Raw genomic sequence first — 25,202 nt, 5'->3', positions numbered from 1 at the left:
GAACCCGCCGGTCCCGCCCCAAGGATCGCGGCAACCCGCCTATTTGGGCAACAGCCAGGAGTCGTCGATCTCGAAGAGGGGAAAGGCGGGCCTGGGCTCGGGCGCGCCCCGCACCATGGAATCGTAGCAGGCCCGTTCCTGGGCCAGAGCCCGGTTGTCGGACAGGCGGATGATGTTGCCCGTGGGATTGTCCTCGCCGCTCCCCTCGAAATGCTCGAGCAGCATGTCCATGCCCTTGGTCTTGTTGGACCCGAACACCCAGCGCAGGCCCCGGTACTTGCCGCCCGGCTTGCCCGGCAGGGGGGTCGGCAGGCCGTAGCGGGCGGTCAGGGCCTTGGCCAGCTTGTCGAACCGGGCCATGGAGCCGTCCTGGTACTGCAGGCGCACCCGCTCGACGCGGTTGGTGGTGGCGCAGCCGCCAAGGATCACATAGCCGCCGGCGAAACCCTTGGTCGGCTTGAGGTTGGCCCGGATCATCCAGGGCCGGTCCCACAAAGGAGCCATGCGGGAAATGTCCAGGCGGTCGCGCAACTCTTCGGCATTGGCGCCAAGGGCCAGGCCGGCGATTTCGGTCGGCGCGTCGGCGGCGCGGGCGGGCACGGCCGCCACCAGGCACAGGGCAAGGACAGGCAAGACCAGGAGGCATCGGATCATGGCAGGCTCCTTTGACGCAACTTCGGACGTTCCTTCAACAAAGCCCGAGCCGGCCCGATTGTCAAGGGCGGCCCCCTTGCCGGCCGGCCGGCCTTGGCGTAGGTACGGCCCATATCTTTCCGGGCCCTCGCCCGAGCGTTTCCACCCAAGGAGAATTCCGTCATGTCCAAAAAGGCTCTGCTCTTTGCCGCCCTGTTCGTGCTCGTGGTCGGCCGCGTCCCGGCTTTCCCGGCCTCCCAGGTCACGGCCGCGGCTCCGGCCGCCTCGGCCCCGGCCGGCGCCGCCACGTTCGCCCACGCCTGGACCAGCAACACCGAAAAGGAAAAACGGGCCTTCCTCTTCGGCCTGGCCACGGCCGTGCGGATCATGTGCACCGACATCAGCACCATGCAAAAGGATGCCAAGGCCCAGGACATCGAGAACAACTTCCGGGGCTGCTTCAATTCCTACGCCGGCATGGACCCGGACCAGGTCGTCAGCGCCATGAACGCCTTGTACGCGGATTCCAAGAACTCCATGATTCCCATCGATGGGGCGTATAAGATTTCGCTCATGAAGATTCGTGGCGACAAGGTCGACGACATCATCATCCAGTCCCGCAAATACGGCGAAGGCCTCAAAAAGGAAATCGACCAGCAGCGCCAGAAGGGCGGCCAGTAGCCCCGGACGCGGCGGCGGGCGGGGCGGGACGGGGGAAGGGAAGATGCCTCCGGCGGCCGGGAGGGGGTCACCCCCTCCCGGACCCACCCGGAGGGGGCGGCCCGATTCCGGTCGCACCGACGCGCAACCGCCAACGACTGCCGAACCACTCGCCTGCCCAAATCCCCGCCCGGGGGGGCCGGGGGGGATGATCCCCCCCGGCCGCCGGAGGCTTCTTCGTCTTCTCTCCCCTTCTCCCGCCTCTATTCTCCGTCCTCGTTCTCCCCCGGCGACAGGTGGGGGAGCGGAAGCTCCATGAGAAAGGTGCTGCCCCGGCCGAGTTCGGATTCGGCCCAGATGCGGCCCTGGTAGTGCCCGACGATCTGGCGGCAGATGGCCAGGCCAAGGCCGGTGCCTTTGCGGCGCTGGCCTTCCTGGACGGTGTCCCCGGCCTGGGCCTGATGGAATTTATCGAAGATTTTCTCCAGCGATTCCCGGGGAATGCCCTGGCCGGTGTCGGTCACTTCCACGCGAAGGACCGGCCCCGCGACGCCGGCCCGCAGCCGGACGTGGCCCTGGTCGGTGAATTTGGCGGCATTGCCGAGGAGATTGACCAGCACCTGGGTCAGGCGGTCGGGGTCGATGCGAAGCGGCGGCAGGTCCGGGGCCACGTCCATGGTGAAAGCCACCTCGGGCTTGGCCGCGAAATCGGCGCTGCTGGCTTCGGTGGCCCGGAGGATGAGGGCGGCGGTGTCCACGGTGGCGTCGCGCCACTGGGCCCGGCCGGATTCGATCTTGGACAGGTCGAGGAAGTCGTTGACAAGCCTTGTCAGGCGTTCGCCTTCGCTTTCGATGATGCCGAGGTTGGCGGCGATGCGGTCGGCCTGCCGGGTCAGGCGTTCGTGGCCCGAGGCGAACGGCTTGAAGAATTTGGTGAAATCGCGGGTGATGAGCTTGGCGAAGCCCATGATGGACGTCAGCGGCGTGCGCAGGTCGTGGGAAACGGTGGCCAGGAACCCGGATTTGAGCCGGTCGAGTTCCTGGAGGCGCAGGTTGGCGGCTTCGAGTTCGGCCGCTTTTTCGGCCAGCCGGCGGGTCCGTTCCTTGACGGCCTCGCGCAGGTGGCGGTTTAAGATTTCCAGACGGCGTTCGGCCCGGACCCGGGCCGTGACATCGGTGAGCGTGCCTTCGGTATACAGCGGATTGCCTTTGCCGTCGCGCACCAGCCGGATGTTTAAAAGCACCCAGATGGTCTGGCCGTCGCGGCGCAGGAACCGGAGCTGGAGGCCGGGCACGCTGTCTTCGGACAAAAGGCGCGTGAGCATCCGCCGGCGTTCGTCCGGCGAGTGGAAAAGCTGGCGGCCGACGTCGGTGACGGTTTCCATGAACTCCTGGGGCGTATCGTAGCCGAGCATGTGGGCCATGGCGGCGTTGGCCGACAGGATGCGGCCGTCGAAGGTGGTCTGGAAAATGCCTTCCGTGGCGTGTTCGAATATGTCCCGGTATTTGCGCTGGGCCGAGGAGAGGCGGTTGACCATCTCTTCCATGGTGCGGCCGAGGCTGGCCATTTCCCAGCGCAGGCCGTCGAGGGGCGGGGTTTCGCCGGTGCCGTCGCCGAGGCTGACGCGGGCGGCGTAGCGTTCCAGGCGCGCCAGCGGCCCGATGACCCGCCAGCGCAGAACCAGGGCCAGGACCAGGGCCAGGCAGGCGTTGAGCCCGAGGATGCGCAGGAGGATGCGGGCGAAGGAACCTTCCAGGTCCTGGTCCACGAACTGGCGGGTGGCGAAGATTTCCACCGTGCCGAGGTCCGTGTCCAGGTGACGGATGGGGCGCTTTTCGACGATGACCCCGTCCAGGGCCGGGTGTTCGGTGACGGGCGAGGGCCGCCAGGTCCGGTCCCGGGTGCGGCCGACGTACACGGCCGGGGAGCCGGCCTCGGTCACCACCACGGCGGCGACGCGCTCGTTTTGCATGATGCCGTCCAGGTGGCGCCGCACATGCTCTTTGTCGAGCACCCACAGGGGCGTGGCCAGGTTGGCGGCCAGCTGGTCGGCCTCGACCATGAGGTCGTAGCGGAGTTCGGCTTCGTAGCGGTGCTTTTCCCCGGCGTAGTCGAGGAGGCCGAAGGCGGCCAACAGCACGGTGTTGACGCAGACAAGCGTCAGGAGGACCGCGCCGCCAACCGAGCGCGTCAGGGGAAAACGGGCAGGGATCATGCCGTTGGAGTCCCGGGATGGCGGTGAGGTGTTGTTGCAAAAACAGCTGTGGCTTCGGACAACGCTACCACTGGCGGCATGAAATGAAAACCCCCGGCCTTCCTGGCCGTTGCCCAAGCCCGGCCTTGCCCTGCGGCGGCCCAGGCTGTATCGGTTTGGGAATACCATGAGCCTGTCCACCATTTCCACCGCCGCCCTGCTCGGCATCGAGGCCTACCCGGTCACCCTGGAGGTCGATCTGGCCCGGCAGGGGCTGCCGTCTTTCACCATGGTCGGACTGGCCGAGGGGGCGGTGCGCGAGAGCAAGGAGCGGGTTTTTGCCGCCCTTCGAAACGCGGGCCTGAAACTTCCCCCGGCCCGCATCACCGTCAATCTGGCCCCGGCCGATGTCCGCAAGGAGGGCTCGGCCTACGACCTGCCCCTGGCCATGGCCCTGCTGGCCGCGGTGGGCGTCCTGCCGGCCGAGGCCGTGGCCGGGTTTTTCATGGCCGGCGAACTGTCGCTCTCGGGCGAACTCAAACCCGTGCCCGGCATCCTGCCCCTGGCGGCCCGGGCCAGGCGGGCCGGAGCGCGAGGGCTGCTCGTGCCCGAGGCCAACGCGGCCGAGGCGGCCGTGGTCGAGGGCCTCGCCGTGTACGCGGTGGGGACCCTGGCCCAGGCCTTGCGCTTTTTCACGGGCGAGGAGGGGCTTTCCCCGGCCATGGCCCCGTCCTTTGCGGCGGCCGGCCAGGAGGCGGCCTTTGCCGAGGATTTCAGCGAGGTCAAAGGCCAGGCCCACGCCAAGCGGGCGGTCGAGATCGCGGCCGCCGGCGGCCACAACCTCCTTTTTATCGGCCCGCCCGGCTCGGGCAAGACCATGCTGGCCAAGCGCATCCCGACCGTCCTGCCGCCGCTTGGCTTCGACGAGGCGCTCGAGGTCACGACCATCTATTCCGTGGCCGGCCGGCTGGACGGAGCCGGGCTTTTGACGGCCCGGCCGTTTCGAAGCCCGCACCACACCATTTCCGACGCCGGCCTGATCGGCGGCGGCTCCTATCCCCGGCCCGGGGAGGTGTCCATGGCCCACCGGGGGGTGCTTTTTCTGGACGAGCTGCCGGAATTCAAGAAATCGGTGCTGGAAGTCCTGCGCCAGCCCCTGGAGGACGGCCGGGTGACCATCGCCCGGGCGGCCATGTCCTTGTCCTACCCGGCGGACGTGATGCTGGTCGCGGCCATGAACCCCTGCCCGTGCGGCTACCTCGGCGACGAGCGCCACGCCTGCTCCTGCGGCGAGGCCGAGGTCCGGCGGTACCGGTCGCGGCTGTCCGGGCCGCTTCTGGACCGCATCGACTTGCAGGTGGAGGTGCCGGCCGTGCCGTACAAGGAACTGCGGGCCGAGGCCTCGGCCGTGACCTCGGCGGTCATGCGGGAGCGGGTGCTGGCGGCCCGGGCCGTGCAGGCCGCCCGCTACGGCGGGCTGCCGTTTTCGGTCAACAGCAAGCTTTCGGGCCGGTCCTTGTCACAGTTTTGCGCCGTGACCGGCGAAGGCCACGCCTTCCTCGACGGCGCGGTGAGACGGCTCGGCCTCTCGGCCCGGGCCCACACGCGGATTTTGCGCATCGCCCGCACCATCGCCGACCTCGACGCCACGCCCGACGTCCGGGTCGAGCATCTGGCCGAAGCCGTCAATCTACGCAATCTGGACCGGCAGCGGCTGGCGTAAGATTGGGTTTTGCAGTCGGCACGGCTTGAGGTAAGGTGAAGACATGCGAATTTCAAATGACACTTCCTCTAAAGACGACCGTCTGACAGCCATTTCCGTGGCCGGGTTCAAGTCGATCAGCTGCGAGCAGACGCTGTATATCGCGCCGCTCACGATCTTGGCCGGGGCCAACAGTTCGGGCAAGTCAAGCATGATGCAGCCGCTTTTGCTGATGAAGCAGACGTTGGAAGCGCCGTACGATCCGGGTGTATTTTTATTGGATGGGCCGAATGTGAGGTTTACGAAATCTGATCAGATTTTGTCATTTGATCGAAGCGATATCTCCAGTATCTTTAAAGTTACGTTGCATTCGATATTTGGAGCCGTAGGAACATCGTATGTCGGGAACGATGTTAATAGTTTTGACATACACTCTGTCGAATATTTCTCTAGTTTTTTAAAAAAAATAGTTTTTGAAAAAGGAATGACCAAAAAAGAATTAGAGAAAAGAGCCTTACAGTCTGAACGATTTTCTGATGAAAGTTTGTCAGAAATTAAGTATTTTGTTGAAATAGTGCGAAGGTGTTTTTTGGATATATTTGCTGTCAGCTGGATTCAAGGGGATGAAGAAATCGGAGACTTTTTTTCTGAATCATTTTTTTATATTTATAATATGATTAAAATTTCAAAAAATATCATTCACCTTCCAGGGTTGCGAGGAAACCCAGAAAGAACGTATAGGACTTCAAATGTTGGTAGAAGTTATCCAGGAACATTTGAAAACTACGTTGCCAGTATAATTTATTACTGGCAGCAAAAGAATCAGGAACATATACAGATAATTGGCCGATATTTAGAAGCTCTTTCTCTTACCACTGGTGTGTTTGCTACTTCGATTGATGCCACTCAAGTGGAAATAAAAGTCGGACGTCTTCCAAAAAGTACAAAGTCTGACACAGCAGACCTTGTCAACATCGCCGACGTCGGCGTCGGCGTCTCACAAACCTTACCTGTTCTGGTGGCTCTCCTTGCCGCCGAACCCGGACAGATCGTCTACATCGAACAGCCGGAAATCCACCTTCACCCCCTTGCGCAATACAGGCTCGCCGCCGTTATTGCCGAAGCTTCCAAACGCGGCGTCCTCGTCATCATCGAAACCCATTCCGACATTCTCATTCGCGGGGTGCAAACGTTGGTGGCCGAGGGCAACCTCGATCCGGCCATCGTCAAATTGCACTGGTTCTCCCGCAGCCCCGAAGACGGCTCCACCACGGTCACCTGCGCCGAACTCGACGAGAACGGCGCGTTCGGCGACTGGCCCCAGGACTTCGACATGACCGCGCTCAATGCCGAGAAGGCCTACCTCGACGCCGTGGAGACAAGGCTTTCTCGCGATGGGAAATAAGATCTCAAAAGCCATCGTCATCGATGCCTCCGTGGCACAGTCGGCTGGTGGAACGGACCACCCGGTATCCCGCCTGTGTCGTGAGTTCCTGGAAGCGGTCCTGGTCATTTGCCACAGGATGGCTGCCAATCCGGAACTCCTGGCTGAATGGAACAAGCACCGGTCCCGGTTCAGCAGCACGTGGCTGACCGCGATGGTGCGGAAAGGAAAACTTGTGCGGTTGCCCGAAGCGGGAAACAAGGAACTGTGGAGCGCGTTCGGTGGTGGCGATTGCCCGGAAAAAGATTACCGGAATATCAGCAAGGATTTGCATCTGATCGACGCGGCCATGCAAACGGATGGGCGAGTTGCATCCTTGGATGAAGCGGTTCGGGGAAGTTTGCGAAACTGCTTGGAGCAACAGCCTGAAATTGGAAAAATCGCCTGGGTCAATCCGGCGAATGAAGCTGAAAAAGCGGTAGAGTGGTTGCAAACCGGAGCGCTGGCGGAACGGCCACGCTTGCTGCGCTCTTTCAAATCCCCCGCCAAAGCGTCCCGTAAAACAAAGGCCTAGCCCCCCACCTTCCCGACCACCTTGGCCACGGCGCGCAGGAGCTGGTCCATGTCGCAGGGCTTGGTCACGAACTCGTCCATGCCGGCGGCGAGGAACCGCTTGCGGTCGCCTTCCAGGGCGTAGGCCGTCAGGGCCACCACCGGCAGGCGGCGGTTGGTGCCCGGCACTTCGCCGTTGCGGATGTGGGCCACGGCGGCCAGGCCGTCCATGACCGGCATCTGCACGTCCATGATCACCACGTCCACCCGCTCCATGGAGAGCTGGCGCAGGGCCTCCTCGCCGTTGCCGGCCTCCAGCACCTCGTGGCCGAGCTTTCGCAGGCTGCGGGCCAGGGCCAGCCGGTTGACGGCCTCGTCCTCCACCACCAGGAACCGCAGCGGCGGCAGGTCGGCCGGCAGGGCCGACGCGAGGGCTGGGCCGGCCTCGTCCGACACCGGCCACATGGGGACCGTCAGGTGGAACGTGCTGCCAAAGCCGGGCCGGCTCTCCACCCAGATGCTGCCGCCCAGGAGCTCGGCCAGACGCCTGGCGATGGAAAGCCCCATGCCCGTGCCGCCGAACCGCTTGGTCAGATGGTCCTCGCCCAGGGTGAAGCTCTCGAAAATGGCGGCCTGCTTGTCCTTGGGAATGCCGATGCCGGTGTCGGTCACGGTGAAAACGAGGCTTATGCCGTTGAAATCGCCAGCCACGAAGACCCGCTGCGGTCCGCCCGCCGTCCGGGGATCAAAGGGCCGGATCTGCATGGAAACACCGCCGGAGGGCGTGAAGCGGATGGCGTTGTCGAGGAGGTTGCCGAGGATCTGGCGCAACCGGAAGGGATCGCCCAGCAGCCGGTCGGGGAGGCCCGGGGTGATGTCGAGGCCAAGCGTCAGGCCGGCCAGCCCGGCCCGGACCGAAAACGCGCCGCGCAGGGATTCGAGCAGCCGGCGCAGGGAAAATTCCCGCAGCAGGGGCGAGAGCGACCCGGATTCGACGCTGGCCAGCTCCAGCAGGTTGTCGACGATGGCCACCAGCCGGTCCGTGGCGTCGCGCACGGTCTGCCAGTATTCGGCATCGCGGCCGACCGCTCCTTCGAGGATGGCCAGCTGGGCCATGCCGAGGATGCCGTTTATGGGCGTGCGCAGTTCGTGGCTGACATTGGCCAGGAACTGGGTCTTGGCCTCGCTGGCCGCCTCGGCCTGGCGTCTGGCGGCCACGAGCTCGGTTTCCACCCGCAGCCGGGCCGCGCCCATGTCGAAAAGCACGGCCATCCGCTGCAGGGTCCGGGCATCCCGGTCGCTGTACGGGGCCTTGGCGTCGGCCAGCAGCAGGAGGCCGCCCGGCCCGGTGGCGGTGCGCCGCAACGGCACGGCCAGGAACCGGTGGACCTGGGCCCGGTTGGGAAAGCACGGCCCCACGGCATCGAGGGACACGGGCGCGTTGTGGCGGAGGGATTCCCCGGCATTGAGGGTGGCGGCGAACGGACCGGAAAAATGGCCGCTGTCGTCGGGATAGTAGTCGCATTCCTCGGCCAGGGCCGGGGCCAGGGGGCCGGTGGGGCCGCAGACGGTCAGCCAGTCCAGGCGGCCCGTGCGCCCTTCGACCACGCCCACGGCCCCGAGCGGGCTTGCGGTCAGGGCCATGGCCTGCTTGAGGATCATGGCGGCTATGGCCGGCAGGTCGGCCTCGCCGGCCACCAGCTCGCGGGTGGTTCGGACCATGGCCGAACTGGCCCGGAGCGCCTGGCGCAGCATGGTGGTCACGCGTTCCCTGGACGCTTTCAGATGCAAAAATTGCAGGCCGTGGGAGACATCGTCGGCCATCTGGGTGAGGAGGGCGAGCTCTTCCGGGCCGAAATCCCGTTGCCGGCGCTCGTAGATGGATAGGGCCCCGATCACCCGGCCGTCGATGCGCAAGGGGAAGGACAGGGCCGTGGTGTAGTGTTCGAGGGAGGACGGCCGGCCCGGCCACAACTGGAAAAAGTTTTCGTCCTGAAAGCGGGACACGAGGACCATGCGGCCTTCGCGGATGGCCGTCCCGGTCGGGCCCCGGCCCTTGGGCGTGTCGTCGTAGCGCGCGCCGAGGGTTTCGAGCCAGGCGGCGTTCTCCCCGGCCCGGGCCTCGATCCGCACCCGCTTGTCCGGACCGGGCTCGGCCATGCCCACCCAGACCAGGCCGTAGCCGGATTTTTCCACCAGGGCCTGGCAGACGCGGACGAGAAAACCCGTCCGGTCCGTGGCCCGGATGAGTTCGTGGTTGACCGCGCCAAGGGCCACGAGCGCCCGGTTGGTCCAGGCCAGGTCGGCCCTGGCCGTGCCGACTTCCTCTTCCCGCCGGGAAAGGGCCAGCCGAAGCTTGTGCTGGCGGTCGACCAGGAGCCCCACCAGGAGTCCCGGCAGTCCGGCCACGACCAGGGCCGTCAGACAGAAAATCCGAAGCTCCCAGACCTCCCAGACCCACCAGTGGTGCTCCTGGTGCCAGCCCGCCAGGAGACCCAGCAAGGCCGCCAGGAGGCAGGTCGTGGCCAGGCCCGCGGCGACGGCGACGCGGCGGTTGGCCACGGGGACGGGCAGGGTGGTGGGCGTTGCGGTCACAGTGATGCTCCCGACCGTTTTACTTATCTTCTGTCGTTACAAAACGAAAGTGTCTTTCCGCGCCCCGATCCCCGTCCGTTCCGAAAGAACCCGGCCGGACCGTGGTCGGCCCTTGACGCGCGGGCCGTGGCTGGCGTAAAAAAATCCCCGCGTTATCACGCCAAATGACCCGAAGGAGTTACGGCTATGAGCATCGTTTCGGAACTTGTCACGAATATGGGCCATTCCACCGAGCAGGGCTTCTTCGGGGTGACGGCCATCTACATCTACATGGCCATTATCGTGGCGACCGCCTTCGTGCGCATCCGCCAGTCCCTCAAGCACGACCATCACTAGTGGGGCGTTCTGTAAAAAATAGGGTCATATTTTTTACAGAAAAAATAATTGTTTCAAATTATTGTTCCCGAAAGTCGTATGCGCGGATTTCGAGAACGCGACACTGGTCCGCAAGCGTGACAGGCCGGCGGCCCCTTGGGGCCGCCGGCCTGTCACGCATCCTTTCCTCGAATTCCGGCAGGCGCCTTGCGGCATCTGTCGGTAAATCTTTTTTGTCTTTCGCTGCCGCGTCCGGGACGGGAGGCAGGCGCCGGCCGGGCCCTCCCGCCGTTTCGCCGCCTTCCCGCCGCTCCGCCGATTCCGGCCGGGCTCAGCCTTCCCGGATCATCTCCATCAGGTACTGGCCGTAGCTGTTCTTGAGCATGTCCCGGGCCAGCCCTTCCACCTGCCCGGCCGTGATATAGCCCATGCGGTAGGCGATCTCCTCCAGGCAGGCCACCAGCACGCCCTGGCGCTCCTGGATGGCCTGGACGAAGCTCGACGCGTGGAGCAGGGATTCGTGGGTGCCGGTATCGAGCCAGGCGAACCCGCGCCCGAGAAATTCGACCTTGAGCCGGCCCTGCCGGAGATAGACGTTGTTGAGGTCCGTGATCTCGAGCTCGCCCCGGGCCGAGGGCGAGAGGCCCTCGGCCACGGACACCACGTTGTTGTCGTAGAAATACAGTCCCGTGACCGCGAACTTGGATTTGGGATGTTCCGGCTTTTCCTCGATGCTGATCACGTTTTTGGCGTCGTCGAATTCGACCACGCCGTAGCGGTGCGGATCGCGCACCTTGTAGCCGAAGACGATGCCGCCCTCGGTCAGTTTGGCGCACCGCTGGAGCACCGAGGCCAGGCCCTGGCCGTAGAAGATGTTGTCCCCGAGCACCAGGCAGACCGAATCGTTGCCGATGAATTCCTTGCCGAGCAGGAAGGCCTGGGCCAGCCCCTCGGGCCGGGGCTGCACCTTGTAGGCAATCGACAGGCCGAGGCTCGCGCCGTCGCCGAGCATCTCCTCGAACCGCGGCAGGTCGGTCGGCGTCGAAATGATGAGGATCTCCCGGATGCCGGCCAGCATGAGCACGGACAGCGGGTAATAGATCATGGGCTTGTCGTAGATGGGCAGGAGCTGTTTGCTGACCACCCGCGTGATGGGATAGAGCCGCGTTCCCGAACCGCCCGCCAGTATGATGCCTTTCATCCCGTTTCCTCGCTTGATAACCCGCCCGTGCCGGACGTATCGTTGGGACGCTTTTGACCCAACGCCACGAAAACCGCAAGGCCCGCCAAGGAGGCCGCCATGTCCCACTGCCTGCGCCTTGTCGCCGAGGCCCCCCTCTCTCTCTCCCGGGGCGACCGGCTCAGCCTCGTCGAAACGGCCAGCCCGGAATACGTTCCGGCCCTCGTCGCCGCCGCCGGCCGGCTGCCCCGCCTCTCCGCCGGCACCGTCCTCACCCCCCAAGGCGATGGCCCGGCCCTGCAGGTCATCGGCGCCTTCCTGCGCCCCGGCCAGGGCGACGTCCCGGCCAGCCGGGTCCTGGCCGCCGCCGCCCTGGCGGCGGGCCGCCTGCCGGCCGGGGAGACCGCCTTCGCCACGGCCAGAAACGGCCTGTCCCTGGCCTGGATCACCATGAGCGACAAGGGCAGCCAGGGCCTTCGCGTCGATGCCGCCGGCCCGGCCATCGAGACCGCCTTTGCCGCGGCCCTCACCCTGTCCCTGGCCAAGGGGCATCTGCTCCCCGACGAGCCGGGGGAACTGAAGGCGCTTCTCGTGGATCTGGCCTTGACCCAGGGCTTCGACGTGATCGTCACCACCGGCGGCACCGGCCTCTCGCCCCGGGACACCACCCCCGAGGCCACCCTGGCCGTCATCGAAAAGCGCCTGCCCGGCTTCGAAACCGCCATGCTGACCGCGTCCCTGGCCAAGACGCCCCACGCCATGCTGTCCCGGGCCGTGGCCGGGACGCTCGGCCAAAGCCTCATCCTGAACGTCCCCGGCTCCCCAAAGGCCGTGCGCGAGACCCTGGCCGCCGTCCTGCCCGCCATCCCCCACGGCCTCGCCAAGCTCCGGGGCGACCCGGCCGACTGCGGCCAGGGGTAAGTAAGGGAAGGGAGATAAGATGCCTCCGGCGGCCAGGAGAGGCGCTGCCTCTCCTGGCCCTCTCCGCCGGGGGGGATCATCCCCCCGGACCCCCCGGGAGGGGGTGGCGGGAGAGGGGAACGCGGGAGGGGGTATGGCCGGTGGCGGGGGGGCGTCGGGGCGGGCGGCGTCAGGAGGCTTGCGGCTTGATATAGGCCCGGACCTGGTTTCTGCCCGAGGACTTGGCCAGGTACAGGCCCTTGTCCGCGGCGTCGACCAGATGGTCGATGTCCGCCACCGGACAGTCCGTGAGGAGTTCGGCCACCCCGATGCTGACGTTGATCTTGATGCCCGAGGCCAGGATCTGGCCGTCCGGGTCGCGGATGACGAAGTTGTAGCGCTCGATCTTGCGGCGGATGATCTCGGCCAGTTCCTCGGCCTCGTCCTTTTCGATGTCTGCCAGGGCCACGGTGAACTCCTCGCCGCCGTAGCGGGCCGGGAAGATGTCCCGGTCCTCGAGCTGCTTCATCTCTTCGGCAAAGCCCTTGAGGATGGACCCGACCACCACCAGGGCCTGGTCGCCGATGCGGTGGCCGTGTTCGTCGTTGAAGCGCTTGAAGTGGTCGATGTCGCACATGAAAAGGGAAAGCGGCCGCCGCTCGGCCACGGCCCGGGCCACGGCCCGGCCGATGTGGGCGTCAAAGGCCCGGCGGTTGTGGATGCCGGTCAGGCCGTCGGTCAGGCTCATGGCCACCATCTTCTCGGCGTCTTCCTCGATCATGGTGGCCATTTCCTTGAAGCCCCGCCGGATGGTGCCGAGCATCCGGTCCACGTCGCCGCCGGATTCCACGGCTTCCACGGTGACGCTTTCGAGCTTTTGCACCCCGCCCTTGTGGCGAAAGAGCGTATCCTGGAATTCCTGGACCAGGGCGGCCGTCTCGGTCAGCGTCCGGGTAAGGGCCCGGTTCCAGGGGGCGCTCAGGATCTGCCTGTTGGCCTTGATGACTTCCTGGAATTTTTCTTCGGAAAAGTCCTTGGCCCGGAGCACTTCCATGACCAGGGCCTGGGTCTGTTCCTTCTGGTCGTTGTCCAGGAAATCGTAGTTCTTGATGCTGCGCATGTAGAGGATGAGTCCCCGCCACTTGGAGTCGCGGGGGACCCCCACCCGGTCGAGCATGGCGCAGACGGAGTCGGAGCAGACGCCGGAGGCGGCGGCGCTCCTGGCGCGATCGGTTTCCTTGTTCACGACGGGAATGGACACCTTGCCCACCTTTTGCGCGCGGGGCGCGGGATGAGAGGCGCAACACAGCCTGGGAGCGCTTTTCGGTTTGCCAATTCTCCCCACATACACGCATCCCGGCCAGTCCGAAAGGGGAATTTCACCTGCCGGGGCCGGTTGCCGGCCGGGGCGGGCCCGTGGTAAACGGCCTTATGCCGCCCCTTGGCCGGCCTGGAGGTGACATGGATCTGAACGTGACCCAGCATGGCTCCCTGACCGTGGTGTCGGGGCTGCCCCGGATGTTCGATTATACCGTGTGCCCGGAAATCCAGCGCGCCCTGGCCCCGTGCGTTTCCGCCTGTCCGAAGGTCCTGCTCCTCGATCTTTCCGGCGTGGAATTCCTGGATTCGAGCGCCATAGGCACGCTGATCACCCTGCGAAACCGCCTGCTGCCCGAAGGCGGCGGCGTGGCCTTGTGCGCCATGGGCGAGGGCGTGGCCAAGGTCTTTCGCATCGCGGACCTGGGCAAGGTATTCGCCCTCTACCCCGACGTGGCGGCCGCCCGGGCCGCCCAGGCCTGCTGACCGGTTTTCCGGCCGGACCATGCTCATCCGCTACGCGCCCGGCCGGACGGGCCCCGGCCAATGCCTGCGCCGGGCCGTCCGGGCCGTCCTGTCCCTGCCGACCGTCCTCCGGATGGCCTTCGATCCCTGCTATCCCTGGATAAACGCCGGTGCAGTCCGGTGGCTTCGCGCCCGCCTTGCCCCGGACATGGTCGGCTTCGAGTGGGGCAGCGGCCGCAGCACCGCCTTTGCGGCCAGGCAGGTGGCCCGGCTGGTCACGGTGGAGCACAAGGAAAAGTGGCGGCGGCGGGTGCTGGAACTCCTGGACCGGGAGGGCATCGCGGGCGTCGAATGCCGCTTCGTACCGCCGGGCGACGGCCCCGGCCGGCCCGAGGCCCGGCCGGCCATCTGGCGCCAGACCGGCTATGTCCTCGAAAAGCCGGAGTTCGCGGCCTATGCCGACGCCATCCTGGATTTCCCGTCCCAGAGCCTCGATTTCGTCCTGATCGACGGCCGGGCCCGGGTGGCCTGCGCCCTGAACGCCTTTTGCCGGATCAAGCCCGGCGGCTTTCTGGTGCTCGATAACAGCGAGTGGGAAAAGTACGCGCCCATCTTCGCGGCCGCGCCCGGCTGGGAGCGGCTCGATTTCGAGAACGGGGTGTGGCGCACGAGCATTTTGCGCCGTCCGGGCGGGCAGGACGGGCGGGACGGGTGACAGACGCCCGGCGGTGGCGTATGGTCCGGCAATGACCGTGCCAAGCGAGCAACTCACCCTGCGCTTCGCCCGCTCCATGAGCGAGATCGACGCCGCGTCCTGGGACGCCCTGGCCGAGGGCCTGGACACGCCGTTTTTCGAATGGAAGTGGTTGAAGCTCCTGGAGGACTCGGGCAGCGCCGCGCCGAGGCGCGGCTGGTATCCCAACCACCTGCTGGCCCATGCCGGCGGCAGGCTGGTCGGGGCCCTGCCCATGTACCTCAAGTGGCACTCCGACGGGGAGTTCGTCTTCGACCAGCTTTGGGGCGAAGCGGCCAGCCGGCTCGGCCTGCCGTACTACCCGCGCCTGGTCGGGGCCAGCCCCTTCACGCCGGCCACGGGCCTGCGCTTCCTGGCCGATCCGCACTACAACCAGACCCGGCTGTCTCGGCGGCTCTTCGAGGCCATGGAGCAGTATTGCCTGGGCAACGGCGTCCAGGGCGCGGCCCTTCTTTTCACCGAGCCCGAATTCGCCGCCGCTTCCGAGGACCACGGGTTCACGGCCTGGCGCCACCAGGGCTATCTCTGGCACAACCAGGGCTACGGGTCCTTTGACGACTTCCTGGCCACGCTCAACGCCAACCGGCGAAAGGCCGTCCGCCACGAGCGCCGGGCCTTGGCCGCTTCCGGCGTCACCGTGGAGGTCGTCTCCGGCGACGACATCCCGGACTCGTTTTTCCCGATCATGCGCGAGCTCTACGACCGGACCAACGCCAAGTTCGGCCCCTGGGGCTGCCGCTACCTGACCGGGGAGTTCTTCGAGGGCATGCCCGAAGCCTTTCGCCACCGGCTGGCCTTTGCCGCCGCCTACAAGGCCGGCCGGCGCGACCCGGTGGCCCTGGCCATGCTGGCCCACAAGGATAGGCTCCTTTTCGGCCGCTACTGGGGCGCCTTCGAGGACATCCCCTTTCTGCATTTCGAGCTGTGCTACTACGCGCCCATCACCTGGGGCATCGGCCGGGGCATCACCCGCTACGATCCCGGCATGGGCGGGGCCCACAAGGCCCGGCGCGGCTTCGTCTCGGTGTCGAGCTACAGCAGCCACCGCTTCTTCGACCCGCGCATGGACATGATCTTTCGCACCCACATCGACCGGGTCAACCAGCTCGAACGCCACTACATCGAAGAGCTCAACGACCTCGTCCCCACCCGCCGCCCCTAGCCGGGGCTCCGCCCCGGACCCCGTTGGGGCGTTGCCCCAAACCCCACCAGGGCTCTGCCCTGGACCCGCCGGGGGGAATGATTCCCCCCGGTCCCCCCCGACGGGGATGGGCCCTACCCCCGCCAGCCCCTTTCGGGTGGGTCCGGGAGGGGGTGACCCCCTCCCGGCCGCCGGAGGCATTCTTCCTTTCCTCCCCCACGTCAGAAACGACGGTCCAAAAGCTGGCGCAGGACTTCCTCGTCGTCGGCCGTGTCCAGGGCCGAAAGCTCGCGGCGAAGGTTCAAAAGGGTCTCGCGCTCCCGGGCCACGTGGGCGCGCAGGGCTTCGCGCCGCTCGCGCATGGCCGTGAGGAGGGCGGCCTTTCGGGCGTTGGCCGAGCCGAGGCGGTCGGACACGATGGCCGCCAGCCGCCGGAAGATGCGGATGAGAAAATCCTCGCGCTCCGGGCTTGGCAGAAAGTCCACGTAGCCCATGTCTACGACCAGACACTCGCCCGGTCCGTCGGCCACCACCGTGGCCGTCCTGCCCTTGCCGAGGATGAAGCTCATCTCGCCGAAGACCGTGCCCGGCCCGGCCATGGCCGCCACCTGCCGCCCCCCCCGGATGGCCCGGACCGCGCCGCCCAGAAGCACGAAAAACGATTTTTCGTAGTTGCCCTCCTCGACCACGGTCTCCCCGGCCGCGAACCGGCACAACCGGATCGCGCCGGCCGCAAGCAGCAGGTCCAGGTCCTCGTCCGCGAAATCCGCCCACAGGGGCAGGCCGCGCATGAGCGCCCGCAGGTCCCCGGCCTGTGCCCCGTGGAGCCGTTCCATGGCTAGACGCCCTCCGGGGTCAGGCCGGCTTCGCGGGCCAGCCCCGCCCGGTCGCGCAAGGTCACGTCCCGGCCCTTGACGGTCAGGAGCCCGGCCTCGGACAGGTGGCGAAGAACCCGGGACAGGGCCTCCGGCGTGGCTCCGACGATCTTGGCCAGCTCCCGCTGGCTGACGGCCAGCCGGACCTGCTGGCCGGCCCCCTGGCCGGGCTGGGCAGCGGCGGCCTGGTGCAGCAGAAAGGCGGCCACCCGCCCCGGCAGGTCGCGCAGGGCCAGGGACTCGATCATGGCCATGGCCTCCTTGAGGCGGCGGCACAGGAGCTTCAAGAGGTCGAAAAGGACCTCCGGGTCCTCCCGGGTCGCCTCGGCCAGGGCCCGGGCCGGAAAGGCCAGGACGCGCGCCGGTTCGAGGGCCGCGGCCAGGGCCGGCGGTTCGCCGGCGTCGACCAGGGAGCACAGGCAAAAGGGCTCGCCCGGCCCAAGGACGTAGAGCGTCTGCTCCCGGCCCTCCCGGTCCATGCGAAAGATCCTGGCCCGGCCCGAGGCCACCACGTAAAAGGCGTCGCCCTCCCGGTCCCGGCCGGCGATGAGCGCGCCCGGGGCGTGGCTCGATACCGCCGCCCCGGCGGCCAGCCTGGTCAGGCGCGTTTCGGGCAGGCCGCCGAAAAAGGGCAGCGAGCGCAACAGCACCATCCGTGCGGTCAGGTCCATGCGACTCCTTCTGGCATGCGGCGGCCGGCCAGGCTGTCCCGCCGAGACATTCCCGCCAAGCGCCCCGGCAATGCTATCCTGCCGCCCGCCTGCCGGCAACGGCCGTTTGGGAAGATTTCCAGCCACCGGGGCAGGAGGCTTTCCCCATAAAAAAAGGGGAGGTCCGAGGACCTCCCCTTGCCTATCGGCGCGGGCCGATTGCTACCACTTGTCGGTGGCGAAGGCGTCGGAGCCGAAACCGAAGTCGGCAGCGGGCTCGCCGCCGACCACGGGCTCGCCGGTTCCGGCGGCAGCGCCGCCGGCCGGGGCGGCACCGCCGCCGGACACGGTCACGACGCCGTGTTTCTTGACGTCCTCGATCATCTTCAAGAGCTCGTCAACCTTGCCGATGTATTCGACAACCTTGGCTTCGGAAGCCACGATGACCTTCTCGCCCTCGTCCTTGGACGAGGCTTCCAGGCGCTTGGCCTTGTCTTCGGCCGCTTTCAGGCGGACGTCGACGTCCTTGAGAATGGCGGTCTTCTCGGCCAGTTCCTTTTCGACTTTCTCAAGCTTGGCCGACATGGAGTCGTTGCTCTGCTTGTACTCGGTCAGCTTGGCGAACAGGGCGTTGACCTCGGCCACGACGTCCGGCGGCATGACGGCCACGGACACGTTCTGGGCCGTGGCGCCGAGCTCGCCGGTGCTCATGCGGACCAGTTCCGGGTGCTGTTCGTATATCCAGGCCTTGGCCAGGGCGGCGGCGAAGGGAGCGAGCTCCGCATCGATTTCCATGCCCGCCATGTAACCGACCATTTCGGCCACGGCTTTCTTGTTGCCTTCCTTGTCGACGCCTTTCAGGTACGACACGAACGCGTTCATGGGGAAGACCTTGCGCGCTTCAGCCATGGTATCCTCCTTTATTAGACCCTGAAAATCTTTTCTTCTTCACGTTTGAGGGGGAGACGCCCAGCTTGATGGGCGTACACCAGCGCCGTGGTTCTGTAGACCAAATGCCCGAGCTTGGACCAGGGCAGATAGGCGAACAGCATGAAAACCGCAATCAGGTGCAGGTAATAGGTCGGGTAGGCCAGGGCGGCCACGTCGGCCAGGCGGAAGATCTCCGCGCCAAGGCCGGTCAGGCCCACGGCCCAGATGACCCCGAGCAGATACCAGTCGTAAAACGACGAGGTGGACTTGGCGGGATCGACGTTCAGGCGGCGGCGGGTCAGCATGGTCAGGCCGTAGAGGAGCGCGATGGCGCCGACGTTGGCCAAAAGCTTCACCGGGCTCCACAGCGGCATGGGCGTGTGCCCAAGCGGCGCGATGAAGTGCACGATCTTGCCGCCCCAGTGGGACACGGCCACGATGGACGTGACAATGGCCAGGGCCACGAAGCCGTAGAAGAGCGAGAGGTGGCCCTTGTACCGCTCGGTGTTATCGTTACCGCACTCGTTCCACTTCACGTGGGTGGCGACCTCGTCCAGGATCACGGCCTTGATCGATTCGACCAGGGTCGGCTTCTTGGATTTCGCCCCGATATGCAGGGTGGTGGGGATGGTGGTACCGAAACTCTTCCACAGCTTGGTCACACCCTTGTAGAAGGTGAAGGCCACGAACAGGGCCACCAGGCCGAAGATGGGGTCGATGGTGTAGTCCCCGGGGAAGAGCTTGCCGTAGACGATCTCGCCTTCGGGCAGGTGGAATCCGACACTCAGAAGCCAGATGAAGAGGTAGAGCACGGCCGGGATGGCGATCAGCTTCGGCAGATGCTTGGCCGAGGTCATCCATTTGCCGATGATGCTCGGGCTGACCAGATCGCGGTAGGTGATGTTGCGAATGGCCGCGATCAGGTCCCCGGGGCGGGCCCCGCGGGGGCACAGCTCGGAGCAGGTCTGGCAGTTGTGGCACAGCCAGATGTCGATGTCGCCCTCGAAGCGGTCCTTGAGGCCCCACTGGGCCCAGACCATCTCCTTGCGGGGGAACGGGTTCTCAGGCGGAGCCAGGGGGCAGGCCACGCTGCAGGTGGCGCATTGGTAGCACTTCTTGCAGGCTTCGCCACCGGCCGCCTGCAGATCCTTGACGAACTGCAGATCGGGTTTGATACGCTCGGCGTAAGACATGGAGCCTCCCTCCTAATAGCCTTTGAACGGGTTCGGACCGATCTTGAGGACCATATCCATGAACTGGTCGATCATCCCAGGCACCTGGTCGTATTCGTCAATGGCCACCTGGTACTGCTCGACGCGTTCCGGTTCAACGCCAAGGCGCTTTAAGGACTCGGCGATGTTTTCCTTGCGGCGGTTGCAGATCTCGGAGCCCTTGACGAAGTGGCACTGGTAGTCGTCACCGTATTTGCAGCCAAGGAGCATCACGCCGTCCACACCCTTGCTCATGGCGTCGGCCACCCAGATGGCGTTGACCGATCCGAGGCAGCGCACCGGGATGATGCGCACGTAGGGGCTCCACTTCTGGCCGCGAAGGGCGGCCATGTCGAGGGCCGGGTAGGCGTCGTTCTCGCAGGCGAGAATCAGGACGCGCGGGCCGCCGTCCTCGATTTTGGGCGGAATCTCGCACTCGCGGATCATGGAGCCGATCATGTCGACGTTGTAGTTGTCAAAGGAGATGACGCGTTCCGGACAGGCGCCCATGCAGGTGCCGCAGCGGCGGCAGCGCGTGGGATTGGGCTTGGGCGTGCCCTTCTCGTCGTCGTCCAGGGCTCCGAACGGGCATTCCTCGGTGCAGCGTTTGCACTGGGTGCAGCGCACGAAGTTGAAGACCGGATAGGACAGGTCGCCCGAGCGGGGGTGGACAGCCACGCCTCGGCTGGCCGATTCCACGCACTGGATGGCTTTCAGGGCCGCGCCGGCCGCATCGTCCTTGGCTTGCGCCATGGTCATGGGCTGGCGCACGCAGCCGGCGGCGTAGACGCCGGTGCGGCGGGTCTCGTAGGGGAAGCAGATGTAGTTGGAATCCGCGAACCCGTCGAAGAGGCCGAGGTCCGGGAAGGCCGGACCCTGGCGGTAGAGCAGGTTGACGACCGGGTCGAGCGCCGTGGCCGGCACCATGCCCGTCGGCAGGACGACCAGATCGGCGGCCAGGGTGATCTCGCCGCCAAGAAGGGTGTCCTTGGCCGCGATGACAAGGCTCGCGCCCTCTTCGGTCACGCCCGTGACCGTGCCCTTGGTCAGCATGATGCCGGGGTTGTCCTGGGCGGCCTTGTAGTAGCGCTCGTTTATGCCGGGGACCATCATGTTGTCGTAGATGATCATGGCCACGGCGTCGCCGAGCTTTTCCCGCACGTAGTTGGCCTGCTTGAGGGCCACGAGGCTGGTCAGCTCCGAGGCGTAGGCCAGGTGCTTGGGCGTCTTGATCGGATTGAAGGTGACGACCGGCTCTTCGGCCTCGCCGTCCTTCTTCTCGGCCGGCTTGGCCTCGGCGGCCGCAGCGTCCTCGACCGCCGGGGCGGCCTTTGGCTCCATGAGCTTGGTCACGTCGACGAGGAAGGCGACCGTGGCCGGGGCGCGGCCGTCGGACGGGCGCTTGATGTCGCCGGCCTTGGCCATGGCCTCGAACTCGGCCGAGGTGACCACGTTTTTGAGCGTGCCGTAGCCGAAGGGCGCCAGGACCTCGGTGTCCATGGGGGTCCAGCCGGCAGCCAGGACGACGGCGCCGATGGGCAGCTTCTCTTCCGAGCCGCCCGAGGCCAGGGTGGCCTCGTACTGGCCCGGGGCCCCGGCCAGGAGCTTCAGCGTGGTATTCAGGCGAACCTTGATCCGGGAATTGCCGGCCACCTTGGCGATCAGGGTGTCGATGCCGGTGTCGGTCGCTTCCAGGTAGGGGTAGCTCATGGGGAAGGTCTTGTAGAGGCCGGCGGCCTTGCCGCCAAGCACGCCTTCCTTTTCGACCAGGATGACTTCCGAGCCCGCGCCGGCCGCCGACAGGGCGGCGTTCAGGCCGGTGAAGCCGCCGCCAAGGACCAGGATGGTCTTGACGGTTTCGAGCATCTCGGGGTTGGGCCTGTTCATCTTCTGGAGCTTGACCACGCCCATGCGCAGGTAGTCGCGCACCATGGCGGTCAGCTCCCGGGGCGTGGCCGCGCCCGGGGCAACGGGCGACCCGTCGGGGTTCTTGTAGGACAGGACCACGAACTCGCGCAGGTTGACGCGGTCGGTCAGGACCTTGTCGCCGAAGTTGAAGACGTCCCAGTCCACCCGGGGCGAGGTGCCGCAGATAAGGACGGCGTCGATTTCGCCGGAGTCGACGTCGGCCTTGATCATGGCCACGCCGGCTTCGCTCGACAGCCGCTTGTGGGACTTGACGATCGGGCAGGCACCGCCGCACTTTTCCTTGACGAACGCGACCAACTCCTCAGCGGAAAGAAGCGGGGCGACACTCGATTCGTCGATATACACACCGATTTTTTCGGCCATCGCCGCTACCTCCCTCTCACCAGAGCAATTGCTTTCATAGCCGCGCCGGTCGCGGACTGGGCCGATTTCATGACGTCCAGGGGCGTGCCGGCGCAACCGGCGGCAAAAATGCCCTTCTCCTCGCCGCCGACGATAAAGCCCATCTCGTCGAGGGGCACGTCCACGGGCAGGCGTTCGCCGGCCAGGCTCGGCTGCATGCCGGTGGCCAGAACCACCAGTTCGAAACGGTTGTCGGACTTGATGCCGGAGACGGCGTCTTCCACGGTCAGGATGACGTCGCCAGTGCCGGCGTCCTCGGCCACGGCGGCCACCTTGCCCTTGACGGCATTGATGCGGTCATCGGCCAGGATGCGCTTGGCGAAGTTGTCGTAACGGCCCGGGGTGCGCAGGTCGATGTAGTAGATGGTCACGCGGGCGTCGGGATAGGCTTCGCGGACATAGGCCGCCTGCTTGAGCGAGGCCATGCAGCAGATGTACGAGCAGTAGTTGAGGTGGTTTTCGTCGCGCGAACCGGCGCACTGGACGAAAGCCACGGAACGGGGGGCCTTGCCGTCTGAGGGCCGCAGGATCTTTCCCTGGGTGGGGCCGCTTGGCGAAGCCAGCCGCTCGAGCTGCATGTTGCTGACGCAGTTGGCGACGTTGCCGGCGCCGAGGTTGGTCAGCCGGGTCACGTCATAGGGCTTCCAGCCGGTGGCATAGACGATGCTGCCGACCTTGAGCACGACTTCCTTGGGGGCGTCGTCGAGGTTGACCACGTCGGCCCCGGAGAGGAGTTCCAGGTCTTCCTTGGTGCAGCGTTCCTTTTCGAGGACGTAGCGGCTGGGGAAGGCGAAGGGGACGTCCATGTAGAGGGCTTTGCGTTCGCCGAGTCCGAATTCGAAATCGCTTTTGACGTCCTTGGAAAGCTTTTTGACCGTCTCGGAAAGATCGACGCTGCCGGGTTCGACGTAGCGGGGCTTGATTTTCACCGTGACTTCATAGTCGCCGGCCTTGCCCGTGACCTTGGTCACTTCGGCCAGGGTGAAAAATTTGACGTTCTTGTTGTTCTTGATGCGCTGGAACTGGATTTCCAGACCGCAGGACGGGGGGCACAGCTTGGGGAAATATTTATTGAGCTGCATCACCCGGCCGCCGAGAAAAGGATTTTTCTCGACGATGTAGACCTCGTGGCCGACCTCCGCGGCTTCCAGCGCGGCGGTGATGCCGCTGAAGCCGCCGCCGACGACCAGTATCGCGTTGCTCGACATCGCAACCTCCCGGCAATGGTTAAGGCCAGCAAGAAAACGGCCTGATCCGCGAGGATAGACCGCCCCCGCCGCAGGCGTCAATGCACGGTCCATCCGCCCGGGTAAGACCGTTAAAAAGCGGCCGCGGGCAGGTGCCCGCGGCCGCTCTGGCCATCCCTACTGAGCGTCGGGAATGATCTGGTAGAAGGTCTTCTTGAAGACCTTGGTTTCCTTGGTGGCCGGATCGTACTTCGAGTTGACGAAGCACTTCCATTTGGAATCGTCCAGACCCAGGAAGTCGCCGCGGTAGTAGAAGCCCGGGTAGCGGGTCTCTTCGCGGAACATGATGTGGGTCATGTGCAGACGGACGGTCCACAGACGGTGGTACTGCTCCCAGCAGCGCATAAGCTCGTGCAGGTCGCGGGCGGCCAGCTTCTTGCTGTCCTCTTCGAGGTACTGCAGGAGCTGGAAGCCGGTGTCGAGCAGGGTCTTGGAGGTCGTGTACAGGGTGGCGCAGCCTCCGCCGTACTCGTCCGTGCACTTGACCAGGCGCATCATGAAGTTGTGCGGGCTGATGAAGTTCGGGTTGACGACCGGGTCGGTGGAGACGCCGACGTTGTCCTTGAAGGTGTGCCAGGGCTGGTAGATCTCTTTGGCCAGCTCGGCGGCGGTCACGGACAGGGTGGGCTTGAAGTCCTTGTGGTCGACGACCCAACGGACCATCTGCTTGCCGACGATGCGTCCCTCGGCGTGGGAGCCCGAGGAGAACTTGTGGCCGGAAGCGCCGACGCCGTCAGCGCAGGTCCACAGACCGTTGACCGTGGTCATGCGGTTGTAGACTTTGCCGTTGTCGGCGTGGATCTTGTAGTCTTCCGGAACCCAGGGCTCGTCCGGGCCGGAGACCCAGATGCCGCAGCAACCGGAGTGGGAGCCGAGCAGGTACGGCTCGGTCGGCATGATCTCGGAGCCCTTCTTTTCGGGCTCGGTGTCGGTGCAGGCCCACAGGTTGGCCTGGCCGACGCACATGTCGAGGAAGTCTTCCCAAGCTTCGGACTCAAGGTGCTTCTGCTGCTCGGCGGACAGGTTGGCGAAGGTGGCCTGGAGGGCGCCGGCGGTGTCCATGTAGATGGGGCCGCGGCCTTCGCGCATTTCGCGCAGCATCATGTGGTTACGCAGGCAGGTCGGGATGATGTGACCCTTGGCGTAGCCGCGATCCTCGTAGGGCTTCAGCATGGCGCGGTTGGTGACGCAGTAGTCTTCACCCTTGGCGTTGGTGGCTTTGGCCTTGAAGAGCAGGAACCACGCGCCGACCGGGCCGTAACCGTCTTTGAAACGGGCCGGGACGAAGCGGTTTTCCATCATGGTCATTTCGGCGCCGACCTGGGCGCACATGGTGTAGGTGGAGCCGGAGTTCCACACGGGGTACCAGGCGCGGCCCATGCCTTCACCGGTGGAACGGGGGCGGTACACGTTGACCGCGCCGCCGCAGGCCACCAGGATGGCGTTGGACTTGAACACGAAAACCTTGTTTTCGCGGGTGGAGAAGCCGACCGCACCGGCGATGCGGTTGGGGGTGTTGGCGTCCAGGAGCAGCTTCACGATGAAGACGCGCTCCATGTAGCGATCCTGGCCCAGGGCGTTCTTGGCAGCCTCGGCCACGATGCACTTGTAGGACTCGCCGTTGATCATGATCTGCCAACGGCCGGAGCGGACGGGCTTGGCGCCGGTGCGCAGGGAGACGCCGGCGGCCTTGGACTGGGCGCCGTCGAGGTTGTGGCCGGAAGCGTCCTTCGTCCAGCAGGGCAGGCCCCACTCTTCGAACAGGTGGACGGAGTCGTCGACGTGACGGCCGAGGTCGAAGATCAGGTCTTCGCGCACGAGGCCCATGAGGTCGGTGCGGACCATGCGGACGTAGTCGTCGGCGTTGTTTTCACCCAGGTAGGTGTTGATGGCGGACAGGCCCTGGGCCACGGCGCCGGAGCGCTCGAGGGCGGCCTTGTCGAGCAGCATGATGCTGATCCCGCCGATCTTGTCGGCCCAGCGGCAGGCCTCGTAGGCGGCGCCGCAGCAGCCCATGCCGCCGCCGACAAGGAGGATGTCAACGTCTTTTTCAATCAGTTCCGGCTCGGCAAGGGCAACGCCTTTGGGCTCGTCCTTCACGGGAATTGTCGGCATAATATTGGTCCTCCGTAGGGTGGATAAGTAGCTAGCGGTTTTGGATCGGA

The 25,202-nt window shown here is 65.7% G+C and carries 21 protein-coding genes; 9 read left to right on the top strand and 12 right to left on the bottom strand.

Going from position 1 to position 25,202, the window contains the following annotated elements; genetic code table 11:
• Positions 1 to 39 precede the first annotated feature (39 nt).
• Positions 40 to 654: a hypothetical protein gene (locus tag DFW101_RS09450; RefSeq protein WP_009181286.1), complete on the bottom strand. Its 615-nt coding sequence runs from the start codon at positions 652 to 654 to the stop codon at positions 40 to 42.
• 162 nt (positions 655 to 816) lie between these two features.
• Between DFW101_RS09450 and DFW101_RS09445 the strand changes: the two genes are divergently transcribed.
• On the top strand, positions 817 to 1,314 hold the full coding sequence (locus DFW101_RS09445) for a hypothetical protein (RefSeq protein ID WP_009181285.1): 498 nt from the start codon (positions 817 to 819) through the stop codon (positions 1,312 to 1,314).
• 242 nt (positions 1,315 to 1,556) lie between these two features.
• Here the strand turns inward: DFW101_RS09445 and DFW101_RS09440 are convergent, their stop codons facing one another.
• A complete protein-coding gene (locus DFW101_RS09440) occupies positions 1,557 to 3,509 on the bottom strand; it encodes a PAS domain-containing sensor histidine kinase (RefSeq protein ID WP_009181284.1) in 1,953 nt (650 codons plus the stop codon).
• A 166-nt stretch (positions 3,510 to 3,675) separates the two neighbouring features.
• Here DFW101_RS09440 and DFW101_RS09435 point away from each other — a divergent pair, with 166 nt between their 5' ends.
• The 3 genes from DFW101_RS09435 to DFW101_RS18985 are packed head-to-tail and all read left to right on the top strand — an operon-like array spanning position 3,676 to position 7,148.
• Positions 3,676 to 5,211 carry a YifB family Mg chelatase-like AAA ATPase gene (locus DFW101_RS09435; protein WP_009181283.1) on the top strand — a complete coding sequence of 512 codons (1,536 nt, stop codon included), beginning with the start codon at positions 3,676 to 3,678 and terminating at the stop codon, positions 5,209 to 5,211.
• Between the two features lie 43 nt (positions 5,212 to 5,254).
• On the top strand, positions 5,255 to 6,595 hold the full coding sequence (locus tag DFW101_RS09430) for an AAA family ATPase (RefSeq protein ID WP_009181282.1): 1,341 nt from the start codon (positions 5,255 to 5,257) through the stop codon (positions 6,593 to 6,595).
• On the top strand, positions 6,585 to 7,148 hold the full coding sequence (locus DFW101_RS18985) for a hypothetical protein (RefSeq protein WP_009181281.1): 564 nt from the start codon (positions 6,585 to 6,587) through the stop codon (positions 7,146 to 7,148). The genes DFW101_RS09430 and DFW101_RS18985 overlap by 11 nt, the downstream gene beginning before the upstream one ends.
• Here the strand turns inward: DFW101_RS18985 and DFW101_RS09425 are convergent.
• A complete protein-coding gene (locus tag DFW101_RS09425; RefSeq protein ID WP_009181280.1) occupies positions 7,145 to 9,721 on the bottom strand; it encodes a hybrid sensor histidine kinase/response regulator in 2,577 nt (858 codons plus the stop codon). The genes DFW101_RS18985 and DFW101_RS09425 overlap by 4 nt on opposite strands.
• 186 nt (positions 9,722 to 9,907) lie before the next feature.
• Between DFW101_RS09425 and DFW101_RS19790 the strand changes: the two genes are divergently transcribed.
• Complete coding sequence (locus tag DFW101_RS19790) at positions 9,908 to 10,057, top strand: hypothetical protein (RefSeq protein WP_009181279.1); 150 nt, start codon at positions 9,908 to 9,910, stop codon at positions 10,055 to 10,057.
• Positions 10,058 to 10,367: 310 nt separating this feature from the next.
• Here DFW101_RS19790 and rfbA read toward each other — a convergent pair whose 3' ends face one another.
• Positions 10,368 to 11,237: a glucose-1-phosphate thymidylyltransferase RfbA gene (gene rfbA / locus DFW101_RS09420; RefSeq protein ID WP_009181278.1), complete on the bottom strand. Its 870-nt coding sequence runs from the start codon at positions 11,235 to 11,237 to the stop codon at positions 10,368 to 10,370.
• A 99-nt stretch (positions 11,238 to 11,336) separates the two neighbouring features.
• On the opposite strand from rfbA, the gene DFW101_RS09415 reads away from it, so the two are divergent.
• On the top strand, positions 11,337 to 12,137 hold the full coding sequence (locus DFW101_RS09415; protein WP_009181277.1) for a MogA/MoaB family molybdenum cofactor biosynthesis protein: 801 nt from the start codon (positions 11,337 to 11,339) through the stop codon (positions 12,135 to 12,137).
• 169 nt (positions 12,138 to 12,306) lie between these two features.
• Here DFW101_RS09415 and DFW101_RS09410 read toward each other — a convergent pair whose 3' ends face one another.
• Positions 12,307 to 13,377 carry a GGDEF domain-containing protein gene (locus tag DFW101_RS09410; protein WP_009181276.1) on the bottom strand — a complete coding sequence of 357 codons (1,071 nt, stop codon included), beginning with the start codon at positions 13,375 to 13,377 and terminating at the stop codon, positions 12,307 to 12,309.
• A gap of 200 nt (positions 13,378 to 13,577) precedes the next feature.
• Here DFW101_RS09410 and DFW101_RS09405 point away from each other — a divergent pair, with 200 nt between their 5' ends.
• From DFW101_RS09405 to DFW101_RS09395, 3 genes are read left to right on the top strand one after another with little or no spacing between them, the layout of a single operon-like run.
• Entirely contained in the window at positions 13,578 to 13,919 is a 342-nt protein-coding gene (locus tag DFW101_RS09405; protein WP_009181275.1) for an STAS domain-containing protein, read from the top strand.
• Positions 13,920 to 13,938: 19 nt separating this feature from the next.
• Complete coding sequence (locus DFW101_RS09400) at positions 13,939 to 14,613, top strand: class I SAM-dependent methyltransferase (protein ID WP_009181274.1); 675 nt, start codon at positions 13,939 to 13,941, stop codon at positions 14,611 to 14,613.
• Between the two features lie 31 nt (positions 14,614 to 14,644).
• A complete protein-coding gene (locus tag DFW101_RS09395; RefSeq protein WP_009181273.1) occupies positions 14,645 to 15,814 on the top strand; it encodes a GNAT family N-acetyltransferase in 1,170 nt (389 codons plus the stop codon).
• Positions 15,815 to 16,014: 200 nt separating this feature from the next.
• Here the strand turns inward: DFW101_RS09395 and DFW101_RS09390 are convergent, their stop codons facing one another.
• The 7 genes from DFW101_RS09390 to aprA form a co-directional block, all read right to left on the bottom strand.
• Complete coding sequence (locus DFW101_RS09390; protein ID WP_009181272.1) at positions 16,015 to 16,629, bottom strand: Crp/Fnr family transcriptional regulator; 615 nt, start codon at positions 16,627 to 16,629, stop codon at positions 16,015 to 16,017.
• A gap of 2 nt (positions 16,630 to 16,631) precedes the next feature.
• Positions 16,632 to 17,339: a Crp/Fnr family transcriptional regulator gene (locus DFW101_RS09385; protein WP_009181271.1), complete on the bottom strand. Its 708-nt coding sequence runs from the start codon at positions 17,337 to 17,339 to the stop codon at positions 16,632 to 16,634.
• 201 nt (positions 17,340 to 17,540) lie between these two features.
• Positions 17,541 to 18,227: a hypothetical protein gene (locus DFW101_RS09380; protein WP_009181270.1), complete on the bottom strand. Its 687-nt coding sequence runs from the start codon at positions 18,225 to 18,227 to the stop codon at positions 17,541 to 17,543.
• 14 nt (positions 18,228 to 18,241) lie between these two features.
• On the bottom strand, positions 18,242 to 19,441 hold the full coding sequence (gene qmoC / locus DFW101_RS09375; RefSeq protein WP_009181269.1) for a quinone-interacting membrane-bound oxidoreductase complex subunit QmoC: 1,200 nt from the start codon (positions 19,439 to 19,441) through the stop codon (positions 18,242 to 18,244).
• A 12-nt stretch (positions 19,442 to 19,453) separates the two neighbouring features.
• The gene (locus tag DFW101_RS09370; RefSeq protein ID WP_009181268.1) at positions 19,454 to 21,751 is read right to left on the bottom strand and encodes a hydrogenase iron-sulfur subunit; all 2,298 of its coding nucleotides are present in this window, start codon (positions 21,749 to 21,751) and stop codon (positions 19,454 to 19,456) included.
• 5 nt (positions 21,752 to 21,756) lie between these two features.
• Positions 21,757 to 22,998, bottom strand: a complete 1,242-nt coding sequence (locus DFW101_RS09365) for a CoB--CoM heterodisulfide reductase iron-sulfur subunit A family protein (RefSeq protein ID WP_009181267.1) — start codon at positions 22,996 to 22,998, stop codon at positions 21,757 to 21,759.
• 156 nt (positions 22,999 to 23,154) lie between these two features.
• Complete coding sequence (gene aprA / locus DFW101_RS09360) at positions 23,155 to 25,152, bottom strand: adenylyl-sulfate reductase subunit alpha (protein WP_009181266.1); 1,998 nt, start codon at positions 25,150 to 25,152, stop codon at positions 23,155 to 23,157.
• Positions 25,153 to 25,202: the final 50 nt, after the last annotated feature.

It is taken from the genome of Solidesulfovibrio carbinoliphilus subsp. oakridgensis, assembly GCF_000177215.2.
In the GTDB taxonomy this organism is placed as follows: domain Bacteria; phylum Desulfobacterota; class Desulfovibrionia; order Desulfovibrionales; family Desulfovibrionaceae; genus Solidesulfovibrio; species Solidesulfovibrio carbinoliphilus.
This window is presented reverse-complemented; position numbering and strand designations above follow the sequence as displayed.